General features: G+C 32.5%; 17 protein-coding genes. 2 read left to right on the plus strand and 15 right to left on the minus strand.

Features of this window, described 5'->3' with window-relative positions:
• Positions 1-29: 29 nt before the first annotated feature.
• Complete coding sequence (locus ACXAFS_RS06645; RefSeq protein WP_475306024.1) at positions 30-521, minus strand: Dps family protein; 492 nt, start codon at positions 519-521, stop codon at positions 30-32.
• 252 nt (positions 522-773) lie between these two features.
• Between ACXAFS_RS06645 and ACXAFS_RS06650 the strand changes: the two genes are divergently transcribed.
• Positions 774-995, plus strand: coding sequence for a hypothetical protein (locus ACXAFS_RS06650; RefSeq protein WP_138434016.1), 222 nt, complete (start codon positions 774-776; stop codon positions 993-995).
• A 162-nt stretch (positions 996-1,157) separates the two neighbouring features.
• Entirely contained in the window at positions 1,158-1,583 is a 426-nt protein-coding gene (locus ACXAFS_RS06655; protein ID WP_475306025.1) for a hypothetical protein, read from the plus strand.
• Between the two features lie 52 nt (positions 1,584-1,635).
• On the opposite strand, the gene ACXAFS_RS06660 is transcribed toward ACXAFS_RS06655, so the two are convergent.
• The 14 genes from ACXAFS_RS06660 to ACXAFS_RS06725 form a co-directional block, all read right to left on the minus strand.
• A complete protein-coding gene (locus tag ACXAFS_RS06660; protein ID WP_475306026.1) occupies positions 1,636-2,421 on the minus strand; it encodes a tRNA pseudouridine synthase A in 786 nt (261 codons plus the stop codon).
• 110 nt (positions 2,422-2,531) lie between these two features.
• Positions 2,532-4,334 (minus strand): zinc-dependent metalloprotease, encoded by a 1,803-nt coding sequence (locus tag ACXAFS_RS06665; RefSeq protein ID WP_475306027.1) that lies wholly within the window; start codon positions 4,332-4,334, stop codon positions 2,532-2,534.
• 95 nt (positions 4,335-4,429) lie between these two features.
• Positions 4,430-5,029, minus strand: a complete 600-nt coding sequence (hisIE, locus tag ACXAFS_RS06670; protein WP_475306028.1) for a bifunctional phosphoribosyl-AMP cyclohydrolase/phosphoribosyl-ATP diphosphatase HisIE — start codon at positions 5,027-5,029, stop codon at positions 4,430-4,432.
• Entirely contained in the window at positions 5,026-5,361 is a 336-nt protein-coding gene (locus ACXAFS_RS06675) for a cyclic-phosphate processing receiver domain-containing protein (RefSeq protein ID WP_475306029.1), read from the minus strand. Before ACXAFS_RS06675 ends, hisIE begins: the two co-directional genes overlap by 4 nt.
• Entirely contained in the window at positions 5,358-6,113 is a 756-nt protein-coding gene (gene hisF, locus ACXAFS_RS06680; RefSeq protein ID WP_475306030.1) for an imidazole glycerol phosphate synthase subunit HisF, read from the minus strand. Before hisF ends, ACXAFS_RS06675 begins: the two co-directional genes overlap by 4 nt.
• Before the next feature lie 84 nt (positions 6,114-6,197).
• Positions 6,198-6,932 carry a 1-(5-phosphoribosyl)-5-[(5-phosphoribosylamino)methylideneamino]imidazole-4-carboxamide isomerase gene (gene hisA / locus ACXAFS_RS06685; protein WP_475306031.1) on the minus strand — a complete coding sequence of 245 codons (735 nt, stop codon included), beginning with the start codon at positions 6,930-6,932 and terminating at the stop codon, positions 6,198-6,200.
• A 15-nt stretch (positions 6,933-6,947) separates the two neighbouring features.
• Entirely contained in the window at positions 6,948-7,541 is a 594-nt protein-coding gene (hisH, locus tag ACXAFS_RS06690) for an imidazole glycerol phosphate synthase subunit HisH (RefSeq protein WP_475306032.1), read from the minus strand.
• 60 nt (positions 7,542-7,601) lie between these two features.
• Positions 7,602-8,735: a bifunctional histidinol-phosphatase/imidazoleglycerol-phosphate dehydratase HisB gene (gene hisB / locus ACXAFS_RS06695; RefSeq protein WP_475306033.1), complete on the minus strand. Its 1,134-nt coding sequence runs from the start codon at positions 8,733-8,735 to the stop codon at positions 7,602-7,604.
• A gap of 108 nt (positions 8,736-8,843) precedes the next feature.
• Positions 8,844-9,896, minus strand: a complete 1,053-nt coding sequence (gene hisC, locus ACXAFS_RS06700; RefSeq protein WP_475306034.1) for a histidinol-phosphate transaminase — start codon at positions 9,894-9,896, stop codon at positions 8,844-8,846.
• Positions 9,897-9,898: 2 nt separating this feature from the next.
• Positions 9,899-11,218: a histidinol dehydrogenase gene (gene hisD, locus ACXAFS_RS06705; protein WP_475306035.1), complete on the minus strand. Its 1,320-nt coding sequence runs from the start codon at positions 11,216-11,218 to the stop codon at positions 9,899-9,901.
• A gap of 78 nt (positions 11,219-11,296) precedes the next feature.
• Positions 11,297-12,154, minus strand: a complete 858-nt coding sequence (gene hisG / locus ACXAFS_RS06710) for an ATP phosphoribosyltransferase (RefSeq protein ID WP_475306036.1) — start codon at positions 12,152-12,154, stop codon at positions 11,297-11,299.
• 253 nt (positions 12,155-12,407) lie between these two features.
• Positions 12,408-13,223, minus strand: a complete 816-nt coding sequence (locus ACXAFS_RS06715) for a prohibitin family protein (RefSeq protein ID WP_475306037.1) — start codon at positions 13,221-13,223, stop codon at positions 12,408-12,410.
• A gap of 10 nt (positions 13,224-13,233) precedes the next feature.
• Positions 13,234-15,267, minus strand: a complete 2,034-nt coding sequence (locus ACXAFS_RS06720) for a VWA domain-containing protein (protein WP_475306038.1) — start codon at positions 15,265-15,267, stop codon at positions 13,234-13,236.
• A 4-nt stretch (positions 15,268-15,271) separates the two neighbouring features.
• The gene (locus tag ACXAFS_RS06725) at positions 15,272-15,808 is read right to left on the minus strand and encodes a hypothetical protein (RefSeq protein ID WP_475306039.1); all 537 of its coding nucleotides are present in this window, start codon (positions 15,806-15,808) and stop codon (positions 15,272-15,274) included.
• Positions 15,809-15,831: the final 23 nt, after the last annotated feature.

Genomic DNA, 15,831 nt, shown 5'->3' on the forward strand with positions numbered 1-15,831 from the left:
TGTTTGTTTTTAAGCTCTGTGTAAGCCTACTAAACCTCATTTAATTGTGATGCGGTTTCTTTGGTGAATGCATCTAACATCCAACTACTTTTTTCTAGTTCTCTTATGTAAGCACCTATAAGATCTATAGTACCTTCGTCGTTAGTTTGTTCTGCTTTTTCAATAACCTTAGACATTTGCTTTAGTAATACTGCATGATTGTCTAAAATAGCATCTACCATTTCCTTATCGGTTTTTTTTGAAGACACTTCTTCAATTGAAGATGTTTTTAAATAATCTTTTAAATTACTCATTGGATGGTATCTCAAAGTAAGAATACGCTCAGCAATTTCATCTATTTTTACTCTTGCATCTGTATATAATTCTTCAAACTTTTCGTGTAATTCAAAGAAATTATCTCCTAAAATATTCCAGTGGAAATTTCTTAAGTTTTGATAATAAATGTGGTAGTCTGCTAATAAAGTGTTTAATTCTACAACAGTTGGTAATAATTTTTCGTCGTTCATATTTAAGTAACTCATAACTATTGTTTTAATTTTTAAATGATTTGTTTCGTTTCCATTCAATATAAGGGCATATACACTTTTGTCAAGTGACTTAACAGGCTTTAACCATTTTGGTAAGCTATTAACATAATATTTTGTTAAAGAAACCTTTAAATGTTAATAGAATTTAACGTGTTGATATCTTAAATTAGAATTGTTAAAAATAAACTTGTGAGTTGATATAATTTTCAGTATTATGCGGTACTTTTAAAAACACACACTAATTTTATGGGTAGACCAGCAACAAGACCAACAAAGCTTAAAGATGGTTTCTATATTGAAATCAGAAACAAAGGTTCTAAATCGGGTGTTAAGCTATATAGTGGCACCAAATTACAAATGCACCGAGCAATAAAAATGTACGAACGTTCTAAAGAAGTACTTATATTAGGTGAATCCGTAAATGGAAAATTTGTTGAGAAAGAACCAAAATTACATGTTGTAGAATAACAAAATATACAAATTACGAAAAGGGTGAAAATATAAATTTCACCCTTTTTTATTACCTATAAACCAGAGCCAAAAATCATAGTCTATAATTTTTTTTATAAATTGTTAATTAAATAGCAGGTTATTACTGTTAAAAAAACTAACTAATTAAATCAATTTATTATGACAACTTCAATTAACAAACCACCTATTACTTTTTGGGTAATAAGTGTTATTGCACTTATCTGGAATGGCCTTGGTGTTATGGCTTATCTTGGTCGTGCATTTGCAACAGATGAAATGATTGCAGCATTACCAGAAGAACAGCAAGCAGAGTTTTTAGTAGAATATCCTGCTTGGTACACAGCAGCTTTCGCTATAGCTGTCTTTTGTGGTGCTCTTGGATGTTTAGCATTATTGCTAAGAAAAAAATGGGCTTATATTTTATTTGTATTATCTGCAATAGGTGCTATTGTTCAACACGTTTACTTATTTATGAACGTAGAAATGGATGGTGCAGCTATAGTGATGCCTATTTTGGTAATAATAGTTTGCCTTTTCTTAATATGGTACGCAAAAAATGCAATTACTAAAGGCTGGATTAGCTAATATATTAACCAACCAAACTCTAAAAGGAATTAACTTTTGTTAGTTCCTTTTTTTATTCAAAATCTAATTTGTGTAGTATTAGTCCAGAAGCAGGTGCTATATAATCCATAACTTCTTTGCTGTCCTCTTTTAAGGATTCTTTTATGTAATCTAAAGTTACTTCTTCTCTACCTAATTTTATAAGGCAACCCATCATCAAACGAATTTGGTTTCGCATAAAACCTTTTCCTCTTATTTTAAAAACATAAGACTCTTGTGGAAAAAAATTAGCTTTATAAATATCGTTATCTATAATTTCACAATATTCTATTGTTCGATGATATTCTCCTTTGTCTGTAGCCTTGTAACAATACGTCTTAAAGTTGTAAGAACCTTGAAATAGCTTTGCGCCCTCTTTCATTAATGCAATGTTAAGAGGTTCTAAAATAGTTGTTAATATAGGTGCACAAAAAGGATGGTTTTTTTGTCCATGAGAAAATACGTAGTGGTATTCTTTAATCTTAGAATCTTGAATAATATTGAAATCTTTGTCTACTTCATTTATTGATAATGCTCTTATATCTTGTGGTAAATTATGATTAAATAGTGCTAAGAATTCAGTAAAATCGGTGATTGGATTATTATAAATAAATAACTCTAATGCAGCTTCATTAGCAGAAACCATAGCGTCTGTTCTACCAGCACCAAGAGTTTTAAACCTTGTATCTCCCAAAATAAACTTTAAGGTTCTATCTATCATAAGATGCAAAGTTTTTACATCTGGTTGCTTTTGCCAACCATGAAATCGATACCCTAAATATTGAATTTTTATAAGATAGTAATAACGCTTATCAAACATTTTTGCAAGAACGTTATTTTGCAGAAGAATGCAAAAATTTAAAACAAACAAAAAAGGCTACCAAGTAAAAAAACATGATAACCTTTTAAGAATTACTAACTAACTATTTATTAATCTAAAACAACTTTCTTTACTTTTATTTGTGAATTGTTTGAAACTTTCACAATATAAACTCCACTACTTAAGCTACTTACGTTGATGGTGTTTTTAGTTGATGCCATGTTCAGAACTTCACTTTTAACCAATCTTCCATGTATATCGTATAAGTTTACTGTCGATGCCTCAAGTAATTGTCCTTTTACGATTAGCTCATCGTTGGAATTATCAGAATAGATTATCAACTCATTAGTTTCAATATCTTCAATCGATAATGTACCTGGCTCTATGTAAAGTACATAATCTTCCGACTGACCATAAGCTAATGACGTGTAGCAAGGTGAATTTATAGTATTTACACCTCCGTATCTATTATCAACATCTGTCATTAATCTAACTCTTACATAGCTATCATAAGGTATAGTTGTAGGGTAAGTTAATGCCACAGGAACTATTGAGCTTCCTGCAATGTCTTCTGAATAATGCTGATCTTCAGCATCATCATCAAAATCACCATCATTATTCCAATCTATCCAAACACCTAATTGATGAAAATTACCTGCTGCAATTTCAACATTCATAGTATATGGATTATCTGTATCAATATTAAAAAGACCACTACAATTAACGCTTCTATCTAAGTTTCCGCCATCGTTATCTGTTGTGGATGAAATTAATGTCGTAGAATTTAATTCAACACTCAATATCCCTGCTAAATTAGTACCAGCAGGTGAATTTGGTGAACATACAGCAGTTGGTGCCATAAATCCAGATTCTGGTGCTTCCTCACCTTTAGAGTCTACAATTCTAGTTCCTGTCATGGCTGCTCTTGCTCTTGTTTTCTGATCCTCAGTTAACCTATCAGTACAAAAATAGTAACTCATAACATTGTTAATCGTATTATTATCTACCCATGGATTACCAGTACATGTATTATTTGCAGGACAAGTACTTGTCTCTCTTTGATGTGGCACTGTATCTGCACAACCATCACTATCTGTACCAACTGCTACATCTGCAGGACATGCATCTGCAACACCATCATTATTGGTGTCATCGCCTTGAAATGTATGGTATAAATGAAAATAATGCCCTATTTCATGAACTACAGTGCTATTATCACCGTTTGAATTTAATCCCCAACCATTAGTGTTTCCTGGATCATAACCAAAAACAGTAGACATCATTACTGAACCGTGAGTACTAAATGTTTCATTATAGAAATAAGCGTATCCTTGAAAACCAAAACCACCGTTATTACCATCTAATTCAGTAACAATCCAAATGTTAAGGTAGTCTGTTTGTGGCCAACTGATTAAGGAAGCAATATCACTATAGTCAGCACCATCAGAGTTTAAAACATTTACACCATATTGTGAATAACCTGCCAAACCAGAAGCATCTATTCTATTTATGCCATTTGTAGCAGCACAATTAGGATCTCTTTGTGCTAATGCAAATTCAATTTCAAAATCAACTGAACTACCAGGAGTCAGACCTCTGTAAAAATCATTAAGATTATCTATACTACTTTGAATTTGAGCATCTGAAATATTCGAACCTGTCCCTTCTGCTTCTCCTAAATGTAATACATGTACAACAACAGGAATTGTATATACAGTACCATTTCGTTGAGCCAGTTCACTATCTGAAATAAAATTCTGAATCTTTTGCTCAGCTAGTTGCTCTTGCTGAACATAATTTGGATTTTGCAATAATGCTTCCCTTTGATTATCAAAAGCACATTGTTGTGCTAAAGCAGAATAAGTGAATAAAAAAAAGAATGCAGTTAAAGCACTAAACGTAAAGTTTTTCATTGAGATTTGGGTTAAGATTTAGATGTGCAATATACACATTTTCAATAAAAAACAACATTTTATCGTAAAAATTTACATTTAATCGATAAAAATTATCAATTATGCCTTTCCTTAAGAATAGAAACAACATCTTCAAACTTAAACCCTTTAGCTTGCAGTAACATCAAATAGTGAAATAATAAATCGGCACTTTCATTTAAAAATAAATCGTCGTTATTGTCCTTAGCTTCAATAACAACTTCAACTGCTTCTTCACCAACCTTTTGAGCCACTTTATTAATTCCTTTTGCAAATAATGAAGCTACATAGGATTTTTCTTTGTCACCAGCTTCTACTCTACTTTGTATGGTGTTTTCTAATTGGGTTAAAAATCCGTAAGATTCGGTATTAGATTCATTCCAACACGTATCACTTCCTTTGTGGCATGTTGGTCCTTTTGGATTTACTGTGATTAATAACGTATCGTTATCACAATCTAATTTAATATCTACTAAGTTTAAAACGTTACCGCTTTCCTCTCCTTTGGTCCAAAGTCGGTTTTTGGTACGACTAAAAAAGGTCACCAACTTAGTGTCTCGTGTTTTTTTTAGCGCTTCTTCATTCATATAACCAAGCATCAATACATTTTTAGTTGTTGCATCTTGAACTATTGCTGGTACTAATCCGTCGTTATTTTTGTTAAAATCTATATTCATTTTTTATTCAAAAATTTTATATAATTATCAAGTAATCCTCTAATTTGTTCAGCTGCTACAGGATTAGCTGAATGAACTTTATAATTCAAACTACTTAAATCGAGTCCTGAATCATAAACCAACCATTTCGCAGCAGCATAACCATCTGGTGCAACATTTCCATTTATATCCAATCCCAAATCATTGTCAAAGCTTATAAATTCGGGCAAACCATTTTGGGTAATATAGTTTATGAAGGCATCATAAGTTCTTACAATGTGAAACTTCTGTTCTTCTGATTTGTCATAAACCATTTCAATAGTTCTGACATCATCTAGAAATAGTTTTTTCATAATCTAACTGATATATTATTTCCTCTTAATTCTTCTTTTAAATTTTTTATTTCTATTTCACCAAAATGAAATACACTGGCAGCCAAAGCTGCATCTGCTTTTCCTTCTTTAAATGTATCTGTAAAATGCTGAATAGTTCCTGCACCACCAGAAGCAATTATCGGAATATTTACAGTGTCTGACAGTTTAGCTAAAGCTTCGTTTGCAAATCCGTTTTTTGTTCCGTCGTTATTCATAGAAGTAAACAGGATTTCGCCTGCGCCTCTTGTTTCAACTTCTTTTGCCCAATCAAATAAATCTAATTCGGTTGGAATACTTCCACCTGCTAAATATACTTTCCATTGTCCATTAACTTGTTTGGCATCTATAGCAACCACAACACATTGACTACCAAATTTACTTGACAATTCGTTTACCAATTCTGGTCGTTTTACTGCCGATGAATTGATGGATACTTTATCTGCGCCACAGTGCAATAGATCATCAACATCTTCAATACTTGAAATTCCGCCACCAACAGTAAATGGAATATTAACTTGTTCGGCGACTTTTAGCACCATTTCAATCATTGTTTTTCTACCTTCTAAAGTTGCAGAAATATCTAAAAACACCAATTCGTCTGCGCCTTTTTCAGCATACTGTTTTGCTAATTCTACAGGATCGCCTGCGTCCCTTAAATTAACAAAATTAACGCCTTTAACGGTTCGACCGTTTTTAATATCTAGACAAGGTATGATTCGTTTTGTTAGCATTTTTTTGGCTTTTGGCTTTTGGCTATTTGCTTTTTGCTTCTAGCTTGTTGCTAAAAGCAAAAAGCTAAAGGCTAATTATTTATATTATAAAAAGCGTTCTAATTCTTTTAAGCTTATTCTGTTTTCGTAAATGGATTTACCGATTATTATTCCGTCGCAACCTATGTCTGCTAAAACTTCAACATCTTTAATAGTTGTTACTCCACCAGAAGCGATAAGTTTTACAGATTGATCTGCGCTACCATTGGTACATTCGTTGATTATTTTTTTATACAAATCTACTGATGGTCCTTGAAGCATTCCGTCTTTAGAAATATCTGTACATACTACATACTGAATACCATTTTTTTGATACTCCTGAATAAATGGTACAACTTCTAAGCTACTTTCTTCTAACCAACCAGAAATAGCGATTTTTTCGTTTTTACAATCGGCACCAAGAATAATTTTTTGGGTTCCATATTTATTAATCCATCGTAAAAAAGTGTCTGTGTTTTTTACGGCTATACTTCCACCAGTGATTTGTCTTGCTCCAGAGTTAAAAGCAGTAAATACATCGTCATCCGATTTAAGTCCGCCACCAAAATCAATTTTTAAATTGGTTTTTGTCGCCACCTTTTCTAACACTTTGTAATTGACTACGTGATCTGCTTTAGCGCCATCCAAATCTACCATATGCAAGTATTCTATGCCTGCATCTTCAAATTGCTTGGCAACTTCTAACGGATTTTCATTGTATATTTTTGTAGTGCTATAATCACCTTTAGTTAATCTTACGCACTTTCCTTCTATTATATCTATTGCTGGTATTATTCTCAAAATTGTTGTTAGTTTTTAGTTATTAGTATTTAGTTCTAAAAAATTCTTAAGAATTTTTTCTCCTTCTTTTCCACTTTTTTCTGGGTGAAATTGAACACCGTAAAAATTATCTTTTTGTAATGCTGAAGCGTATTCTACATCATAAGTTGTTGTTGCAATTGCTTCTTGGCATTGTTCTGCATAAAAACTATGCACGAGATACATAAACTCATTGTCTTTTATTTCTTTAAACAAATCTGTTTGAAGATTATTAATCGTATTCCAACCCATTTGTGGCACTTTTACCGTGTTTGAAAATCGTTTTACATCTACATCAAAAATACCTAAGCCTTTTGTATGTCCTTCTTCTGTAGATTTACACATTAATTGCATACCTAAACAAATCCCTAAAACAGGTTGTTTTAACTTCGGAATCAACGAGTTCAAACCTGATTCTTTTAGCTTTTTCATTGCACTACTCGCCTCGCCTACACCAGGAAAAATCACTTTGTCTGCTGCTTTAATTTCTTCAGGATTATTAGTTAACAACGCTTCAAAACCTAAGCGTTTAAAAGCAAATTGAATGCTTTTGATGTTTCCTGCACCGTAATTTATGATGACTATTTTCATTTTTAAGCTTTTGGCTTTTGGTTTTTAGTTTTTAGCTAACCGCTAAAGACTAAAAGCTAATTACAACATTCCTTTTGTACTTGGTAAAATCATTTTTTCAACGTCTCGTTTTACAGCCATTTTTATTGCTTTTGCAAATGCTTTAAAAATTGCTTCAATTTTGTGATGCTCGTTTGTGCCTTCAGCTTTGATGTTTAGGTTACATTTTGCACCATCTGTAAAGGATTTAAAGAAGTGAAAAAACATTTCGGTTGGCATTTTACCAATCATTTCGCGTTTAAAATCAGCTTGCCAAACCAGCCAGTTTCTACCACCAAAATCTATTGCAGCTTGCGCAAAACAATCGTCCATTGGTAGGCTAAAACCGTAACGTTCTATACCTAATTTATTTCCTAAAGTTGTAGCAAATACATCACCTAAAGCAATTGCTGTGTCTTCAATAGTGTGATGCTCGTCTACTTCTAAATCACCGTCAACCTTGATGTTTAAATCTAATTGTCCGTGACGTGCAATTTGGTCTAACATATGGTCAAAAAATGCAATGCCTGTATCAATATTACTTTGTCCTGTTCCGTCAAGGTTTAAATCGATTTTTATCATGGTTTCATTGGTGTTTCGTTCGATACTTCCTGTACGTTCTTTAGCTTTTAAGAATTTGTAAATTTCTTCCCAATCGTTACTTTCTAAAGCGATAAACTGGTCTAAAGCATCTCGTTTTACCGTGATTTCATCGGTTCCTAAATTGGTATTATCATTGATGAAAATGGCTTTAGAACCAAGGTTTTTAGCTAATTCAACATCGGTTAATCGGTCACCTATCACAAACGAATTTTCTAAATCGTAATCTTCGCTAAAATACTTGGTTAGCAAACCTGTATTTGGCTTGCGTGTTGGTGCGTTGTCTTTCGCAAAAGTTCTGTCTATAAATTGTTCTTCAAAAATAACACCTTCGTTTTCAAAAGATTGAAGCACAAAATTATGAACTGGCAAAAACGTATTTTCTGGATACACATCTGTTCCCAATCCATCTTGATTGGTAATCATTACGATTTCAAAATCTAATTCTTTAGCGATTTTACTTAAATACGTGAAGACTTTTGGATAAAACACCAATTTCTCAAAACTATCGATTTGCTCGTCTGCTGGTTCTTTAATCAATGTGCCATCACGGTCTATGAATAAAACTTTTTTCATTTTTTTCTATGTTTTCGTCAGTTAGAGTGATTTTCTTTTGAAAATCGTATCGAGAACTTTAACATCTCGATACAATTTCTCATTCTTCGAAATCACTCGATATGACGTTTATATAATATTTAATACTGCAATCAATTTCTCATTCTCATCACTTGTGCCAACCGTAAAACGCAAACAGTTTTCACAAAGTGGTTGATTGGTTCTGTTGCGAACAACGATGCCTCTTTCAACTAACTGATTGTATCGATTAGTCGCATTATCTACCTTTACTAACACAAAATTAGCTTGTGTTGAATATATAGTATCAATCCAAGTCACCGACTCTAAAGCTTTAATTAACAAGCTTCTTTCTGAAATTATTTTCTGAATTTCGTTTTGAACGTCTTGTTGATTTTCTAATCGTTGTATTGCCTTTTGCTGCGTTAATTGATTGACGTTATATGGTGGTTTTATTTTGTTTAAAATTGAAATAATTTCGGTAGAAGCATAGCAAATCCCGAGTCTGATTCCTGCCATTCCGTAAGCTTTAGATAGCGTTTGTGTGACAATTAAATTTGGGAAATCTGATAATCTTGATATCCAACTTTCGTCTTCTGAAAAATCGATATATGCTTCATCAATTACTACAATTCCATTGAAATTAGTTAATAATTTTTCAATTTTTGAAGCTTCAAAACTATTCGCTGTTGGATTGTTTGGCGAACATAAAAATAACAGTTTGGTGTTGTCGTTTTGAGTGTTTAAAATAGCTTCAACTTTTGGTTGAAAATCAGTATTCAATTCAACCGTTATAACGTCTACTGCATTAGTATTTGCTAATACGTCGTACATACCGTATGTTGGCGGTAATGTGATGATATTATCTTGATTTGGCTCACAAAACGCTCTGAAAATCAAGTCTAACACTTCATCACTTCCGTTACCTAACAGGATATTCTCGGTAGAAATATTTTTTATGTTCGACAACATCGATTTTACATCCTTTTGTTGCGGATCTGGATAACGATTAACGCCATTTTCAAACGGATTTTCATTAGCATCTAAGAAAATCATTTGGTTTGATGTTGCGTCTTTAAACTCATCTCTCGCAGAAGAATACGGTTTTAAGGCTGCGATGTTTGGTCTTACAAACTCTGATAAATTGAAATTTTGTTTTCCCATTGTTATTGCTTTTTCGAGTTTGAGATTCCTGCCTGCGCAGGAATTAGGTCTTTTAATCTAATCGAAACTGCGTTTTTATGCGCTTGTAAACCTTCAGCTTCTGCCATTAGTTCTATGGTGCTTCCTATGTTTTTTAAACCTTCTTTTGAGATGTTTTGAAACGTAATCGCTTTTGTGAAACTGTCTAAATTTACGCCAGAATAGGCCTTACTAAATCCATTGGTTGGCAAGGTGTGATTGGTGCCAGACGCGTAATCGCCAGCGCTTTCTGGTGTATAGTTACCAATAAATACCGAACCTGCATTTTGAATGCCATTAACATAAAAATCGTTGTTTTTTGTTGCAACAATAAAGTGTTCTGGACCATAATCATTAATTAATTCTAAAGCTTCATCATCTGAATTTACTAAAATAGATTTTGAATTATTGATAGCTTGTTGCGCAATGTATTGTCTTGGTAATGCTTTGATTTGCGTGTTAATTTCAGTTTCAACTTCATTTGTAAAATTCTCAGATGTTGATACTAAAATGACTTGACTATCAGTTCCGTGTTCTGCTTGACTTAATAAATCTGAAGCCACATAACTTGCATTAGCACTATCATCTGCCACAACCAACAATTCACTTGGTCCTGCAGGCATATCTATAGCGACACCGAATTTTGTAGCCAATTGTTTTGCTACGGTTACAAATTGATTTCCTGGACCAAAGATTTTATAGACTTGCGGAATCGTTTCTGTTCCAAATGTTAATCCTGCAATCGCTTGAATACCACCAACTTTTATAATTTTAGTCACACCGCAAAGTTGAGCTGCGTATAAAATTTCGTTAGCAATTTTACCATCTTTATTTGGTGGTGAACATAACACAACTTCTTTACAACCAGCGATATTTGCAGGAATTGCCAACATTAAAACTGTTGAAAATAAAGGTGCTGTACCAGCAGGAATATAAATTCCAACTTTTTGAATGGCACGTTTTTCTTGCCAACAGGTAATTCCAACAGAGGTTTCTACACTTACCTTTTCTGTTTTTTGTGCTTTGTGAAACGTTTCAATGTTTGACTTCGCTTGGTTAATCGCAAATTTTAATTCTGATGTTAATTTAAAAGATGCGTCTTCAATCTCCTCCTCAGTTACAAGATTAGATTGTAAGTCTGCTCCATCAAATAACTTTGTGTATTTTGAAATTGCAGCATCACCGTTACGTTGTACGTCTTCAAAAATTTGATTAACCGTACTTTCTATATCGTTAACAGTTTGCGTTGGTCGCTTTAAAAGTTCTGACCAGGTGGTTTTATTTGGGTATTTTATTGTTTTCATTTCTTCTCGTTAATTTGGCTTCGACTGCGCTCAGCCAGACATTAATTTTAAATATTAGATTCCTGCCTGCGCAGGAATTTAGAGCACCATATTTTCTATTGGACAAACTAATATACCTTCTGCTCCATTGGCTTTTAATTCGTCTATAATTTCCCAGAAATCGTTTTTATTGATTACAGAATGTAATGAGCTCCAACCTTCTTCAGCTAACGGTAAAACGGTTGGACTTTTCATGCCTGGTAAAATATTTATAATGTCATCGACCTTGTTATTTGGTGCGTTAAGTAACACGTAGCGTGAGTTTCTAGCTTTTAAAACTGATTGTAATCTAAACTGCAACTTGTTTAAAATCGCTTGGTTTTCAGAAGAAATTTGAGGTGAAACTGCTAAAACAGCTTCCGATTTTAAAATAACTTCAACTTCTTTAAGATTGTTTTTAAATAAGGTACTTCCGCTAGATACAATATCCACAATAGCATCTGCTAATCCAATGTTTGGCGCAATTTCAACAGAACCATTAATGATGTGCAAATTTGCGTTAACATTGTTGTCTTTTAAGAATTGGTAGACTGTGTTTGGGTACGACGTCGCAATACGTTTCCCTTCCAAATCTTTAATGGAATTGTAGCTTTTTCCTTTTGGAATCGCTACAGACACTTTACAGCTTGAAAAACCTAATTTCTCTGCAATAGTGATGTCTTGCCCTTTTTCTACCAAGACATTTTCACCGATAATAGCGACGTCTACAACTCCATCTTTTAAATACTGCGGAATGTCTCCGTTACGTAAATAAAAGACTTCTAATGGAAAGTTTTTAGCCGAAGCTTTAAGTTGGTCTTTACCATTATCAATAGATATACCAACGTCTTTAAGGATTTTCATAGAATCCTCGTTTAATCGTCCTGATTTTTGAATTGCAATTTTTAGTTTACTCATTTTTCTTTTTTAGTTAAAAGTGTTTGAGTAAATCTTTTGGGGTAAGATTCCTGTTTTCACAGGAATAAAAAAACCGCTTGATTTACTCAAACGGTTTTAAAAATATCTTGGTTTTATTCAATACATTTTCAGCTCGCTTGAGTGCAAGTATGAAAATGATGATGATGTAATTGAATAAAAATCATGTCTTGTTTTGTTCTGTACAAATTTTCAAAAAATAAATTTAGAATTCCAAACGTTTAACAAAAATTTTTTACTGATTGCCTAATATTATTGGCATTCCGCTATCGCCAGAACCAATGATAACCACCTTACTATTAGGCGATTCTGCAAGCTTGTTAGTAGCTTCAATACCTTTATCTTGAAGGATCTTGTCTGTTAACGAAGCACTTAAAATTTTATTAGCTTCTGCTTTACCTTCTGCTTCAATAATTTGACGTTCTGCTTCTTTTTGAGCTGTAACAAGTCTAAATTCGTATTCTAAAGATTCTTGTTCTTGTTTTAATTTACGCTCAATAGCCTGTTTTATTGTTGGAGGTAATGTTACATCTCGAACCAAAATTTCATCTAAAACAATATATTGATCATCTACAATCTTCTTAGTCTCTTCAAAAATTTCTCTTTGAATTGCATCACGCTTACTAGAATATAATTGCTCAGGCGTGTAACGACCAACTACACTACGCGCAGCAGATCGAATTGTTGGCAGAATGATACGCTGTAAATAATCATCACCAATTTCTTGGTGCAATTTACCTAAGCTTTTTACATCAGGTTTATACCAAGCTGAAGCATCTAATTGAATATCTAATCCGTTAGAAGACAAAACTTTCATTTTTTCAAAAATCTCTTGACGTCTTACCTCATAAATGTAAACTTTATTCCATGGTGCAACTATATGAAACCCTTCACCCAGAGGCGGTTCATCTGTAACAACTCCACCGCCAAAAGTTTTGTATAATACTCCTGCTTCACCAGAACCGATAGTCACAGCAGACTTTGCGATAACAATGATTAAAAAAACTATTCCTATTAAGATTGGCAATCCAATTTTTGGTAATCTTTCCATTTTCAATTTTTTAAATTAATCCATTATATTTTCTAATAAACCACTCGATAAATAGCGAAATTGCAATCAAACCAAGTAGATATTTCCAGTCTATCAAAGGTACGATATTTTTAGTGCTTTTTTGAATGGTAGCATATCTTGAATCTTCAACTAAACTTGATATTAATTTATCGGTTTCTGAACTAAACACAGCTATACCTTGACTGTTGTTAGCTAAAGCTTTAAGTTTTTCTGCATCTGCGTTTAGAAATTGCTGTTCAACATTATATTCTAAAATTTCAAAGCTACCAGAAGCTGCAATAGCTTCGGTATTATGCTTAATTGTAAAATTGTAGGAACCAGCAGATATTCCACTCAAATCGACACTGTAGTTTCCGTTATTTAGCAATAATGGTACTTCTCTAATGCTGTCATCATCTTTGTTCTTTAAGACTATTGTTAATGCAGCAGAACTATCAAATTCATAATTTTTATTGAAGTATTGTGCCGAAATTATAACATCGTCATTACCATTGTAAAAGGATTTATAATCAATATTGAGTCGACTTCTCTTTTTATTAGAACTTAAATATTGTACTAATTTACCAATAAAATTATCGAAATCATTGAAACTTTCAGACTCTAAAAAAGATTGTGCTCTCCATCTCCATACACCTTCACCAGATAATAGAGCGTGCTTTGTTCTACCTATTTCAAAAGTTGACAACATTGGTTGATTAGTGTCTATACCATTTACAGATTTTGATAAAATAACGTCGTTAGGCACAGAAAACTCTACAGTTCCAAATTCTGATTGCAATGGTGGATAACCTTCAAAACTTAAATTATCTATTATAAATGTGTTATAATTCCTGTTTAATTCTGGCTGAAAATCTTCCGACTGATTTGTTACTGTTTGCTTAAAAGCTTGTTGTAGATTATTAAGTAAACTAAAGCTTGTTGTATTGCCAGTAATGATAAAACTATTTAGGTTTTCATTTGAAACACTACTTAAAACCTCGTTAAAGTTATTATTTGGCTGATAAAGTATAACTAATTGAAAATCTTTAATCTTATCAAGATATTCACTAGGTTTTAAAATCAAAACACTTCGTTGTTCATTACTTTCAATAGACTTTTTTAATGCACCTAAATCTGGATGCAAAATATCAGAAACTAAAGCTATATTAGTTTTTTGATCTATAACTTCAACACCAAAGTTTTTAGAATTGTTTACTGTGTTTTTTTCTTGAGTTAGAGGTGTCAAATCTACTCTGTATGTTTTTACTCCAACAGAATTTGCAGGTAAAGTTGTTGAAATGATTTCTGAAGTTTTTTCCGCATCGAATTGTACAGGTTTTCTAAATACGACTGAATTTCCAGACCAAATTTTAAGCTCAGTATTTACAGATTCCGACCCATTATAATTAGCTATGATTTCTACAGGAAATCTATTTTTTAAAAATACATAGCGATTAACATTGAGTTGCTTAATACTTAAATCTGTATATATAGTAGAATCGCCTAATATTACTGGATAAATAGGCTGCTTTACAAAATTTGAAATAAAACTATAATCTGTGCCATAAGTTTGATTACCATCACTAAGAAGCACTATTGGTGCTACTTGATTGGCATAGACCTCACCTATTTGCTTTAAGGCACTAGAAATATTAGATTGTTGATTGATAAAGTGCAAGGAATCTATAGGCTGCAATGTTTTACTAAAGCTGTATGACTCGATATTAAATCTCTTTTGAATTTCAGGATTAGTTTGAAGCTTTTTTAAAACTTTATGTAGCTTCTCATTCTGTTCTAAATATGCTATAGATTCTGAATTATCGGCAGCGATTACAAGTGTTGGCTTTTGATCATAGTAGATATTAGTTTCAAATTTTGGATTTATAAGTAGCAATAGTATACCAAAAACTGAAGCTGTTCTTAATGCTGTTAAAATAGTTTTAAGTGTAGTATTAAGCTTTGACTTAAATACATATTGAAACAGCGCTAATAAAAGCGCTGTTATAAATGCTAGAATAATATAAATAACACTACTTTCTGTCAACGATTTACTGTTTTACATTAATAATGTCAAATGCATCTAAAAATTTATTTAAATTTTCAGTATTTACACTGCCTTCCATGCTTATTACTTGAGCTATATACATTATGTTATCAACTAAATAAGCATTCATAAACATTTCCATGCCAGTGGCTTTAATCTTAATTTTTCTTCCAGGATAACCATTGAGAGTAACTTTTTCGTCAGACTCCAATGTTCCGTTAACATTACTTACGGCACCATTAACAGCTCCATCTAATATAGATTTTATTTTTTCTTCAGACATGTCTGAGAATTGCTCCTTTGGGTAATCACTTCTAATAATACCATAAAAAGCATTGTCGTTAGTGTTTACTGTAGAGTAAGCAACCATATGCATATCTAATTCTCCTACAGCAGTTTTAATCTGCTGCACAGATTTTTCTGGTGTTCCGGGAAATTCAGCTATAAATGCAAGCTCTTCAGACTTATATTTTTCCCAATCTTGAGCTATTACTGTGGAAGTAAAAACAAATAAAAAGATGGATGTTAAAAATAGTTTCATAAGGTAATTTTTACATTTCAGAG

The organism is Winogradskyella sp. ABM4_392, from assembly GCF_056160445.1.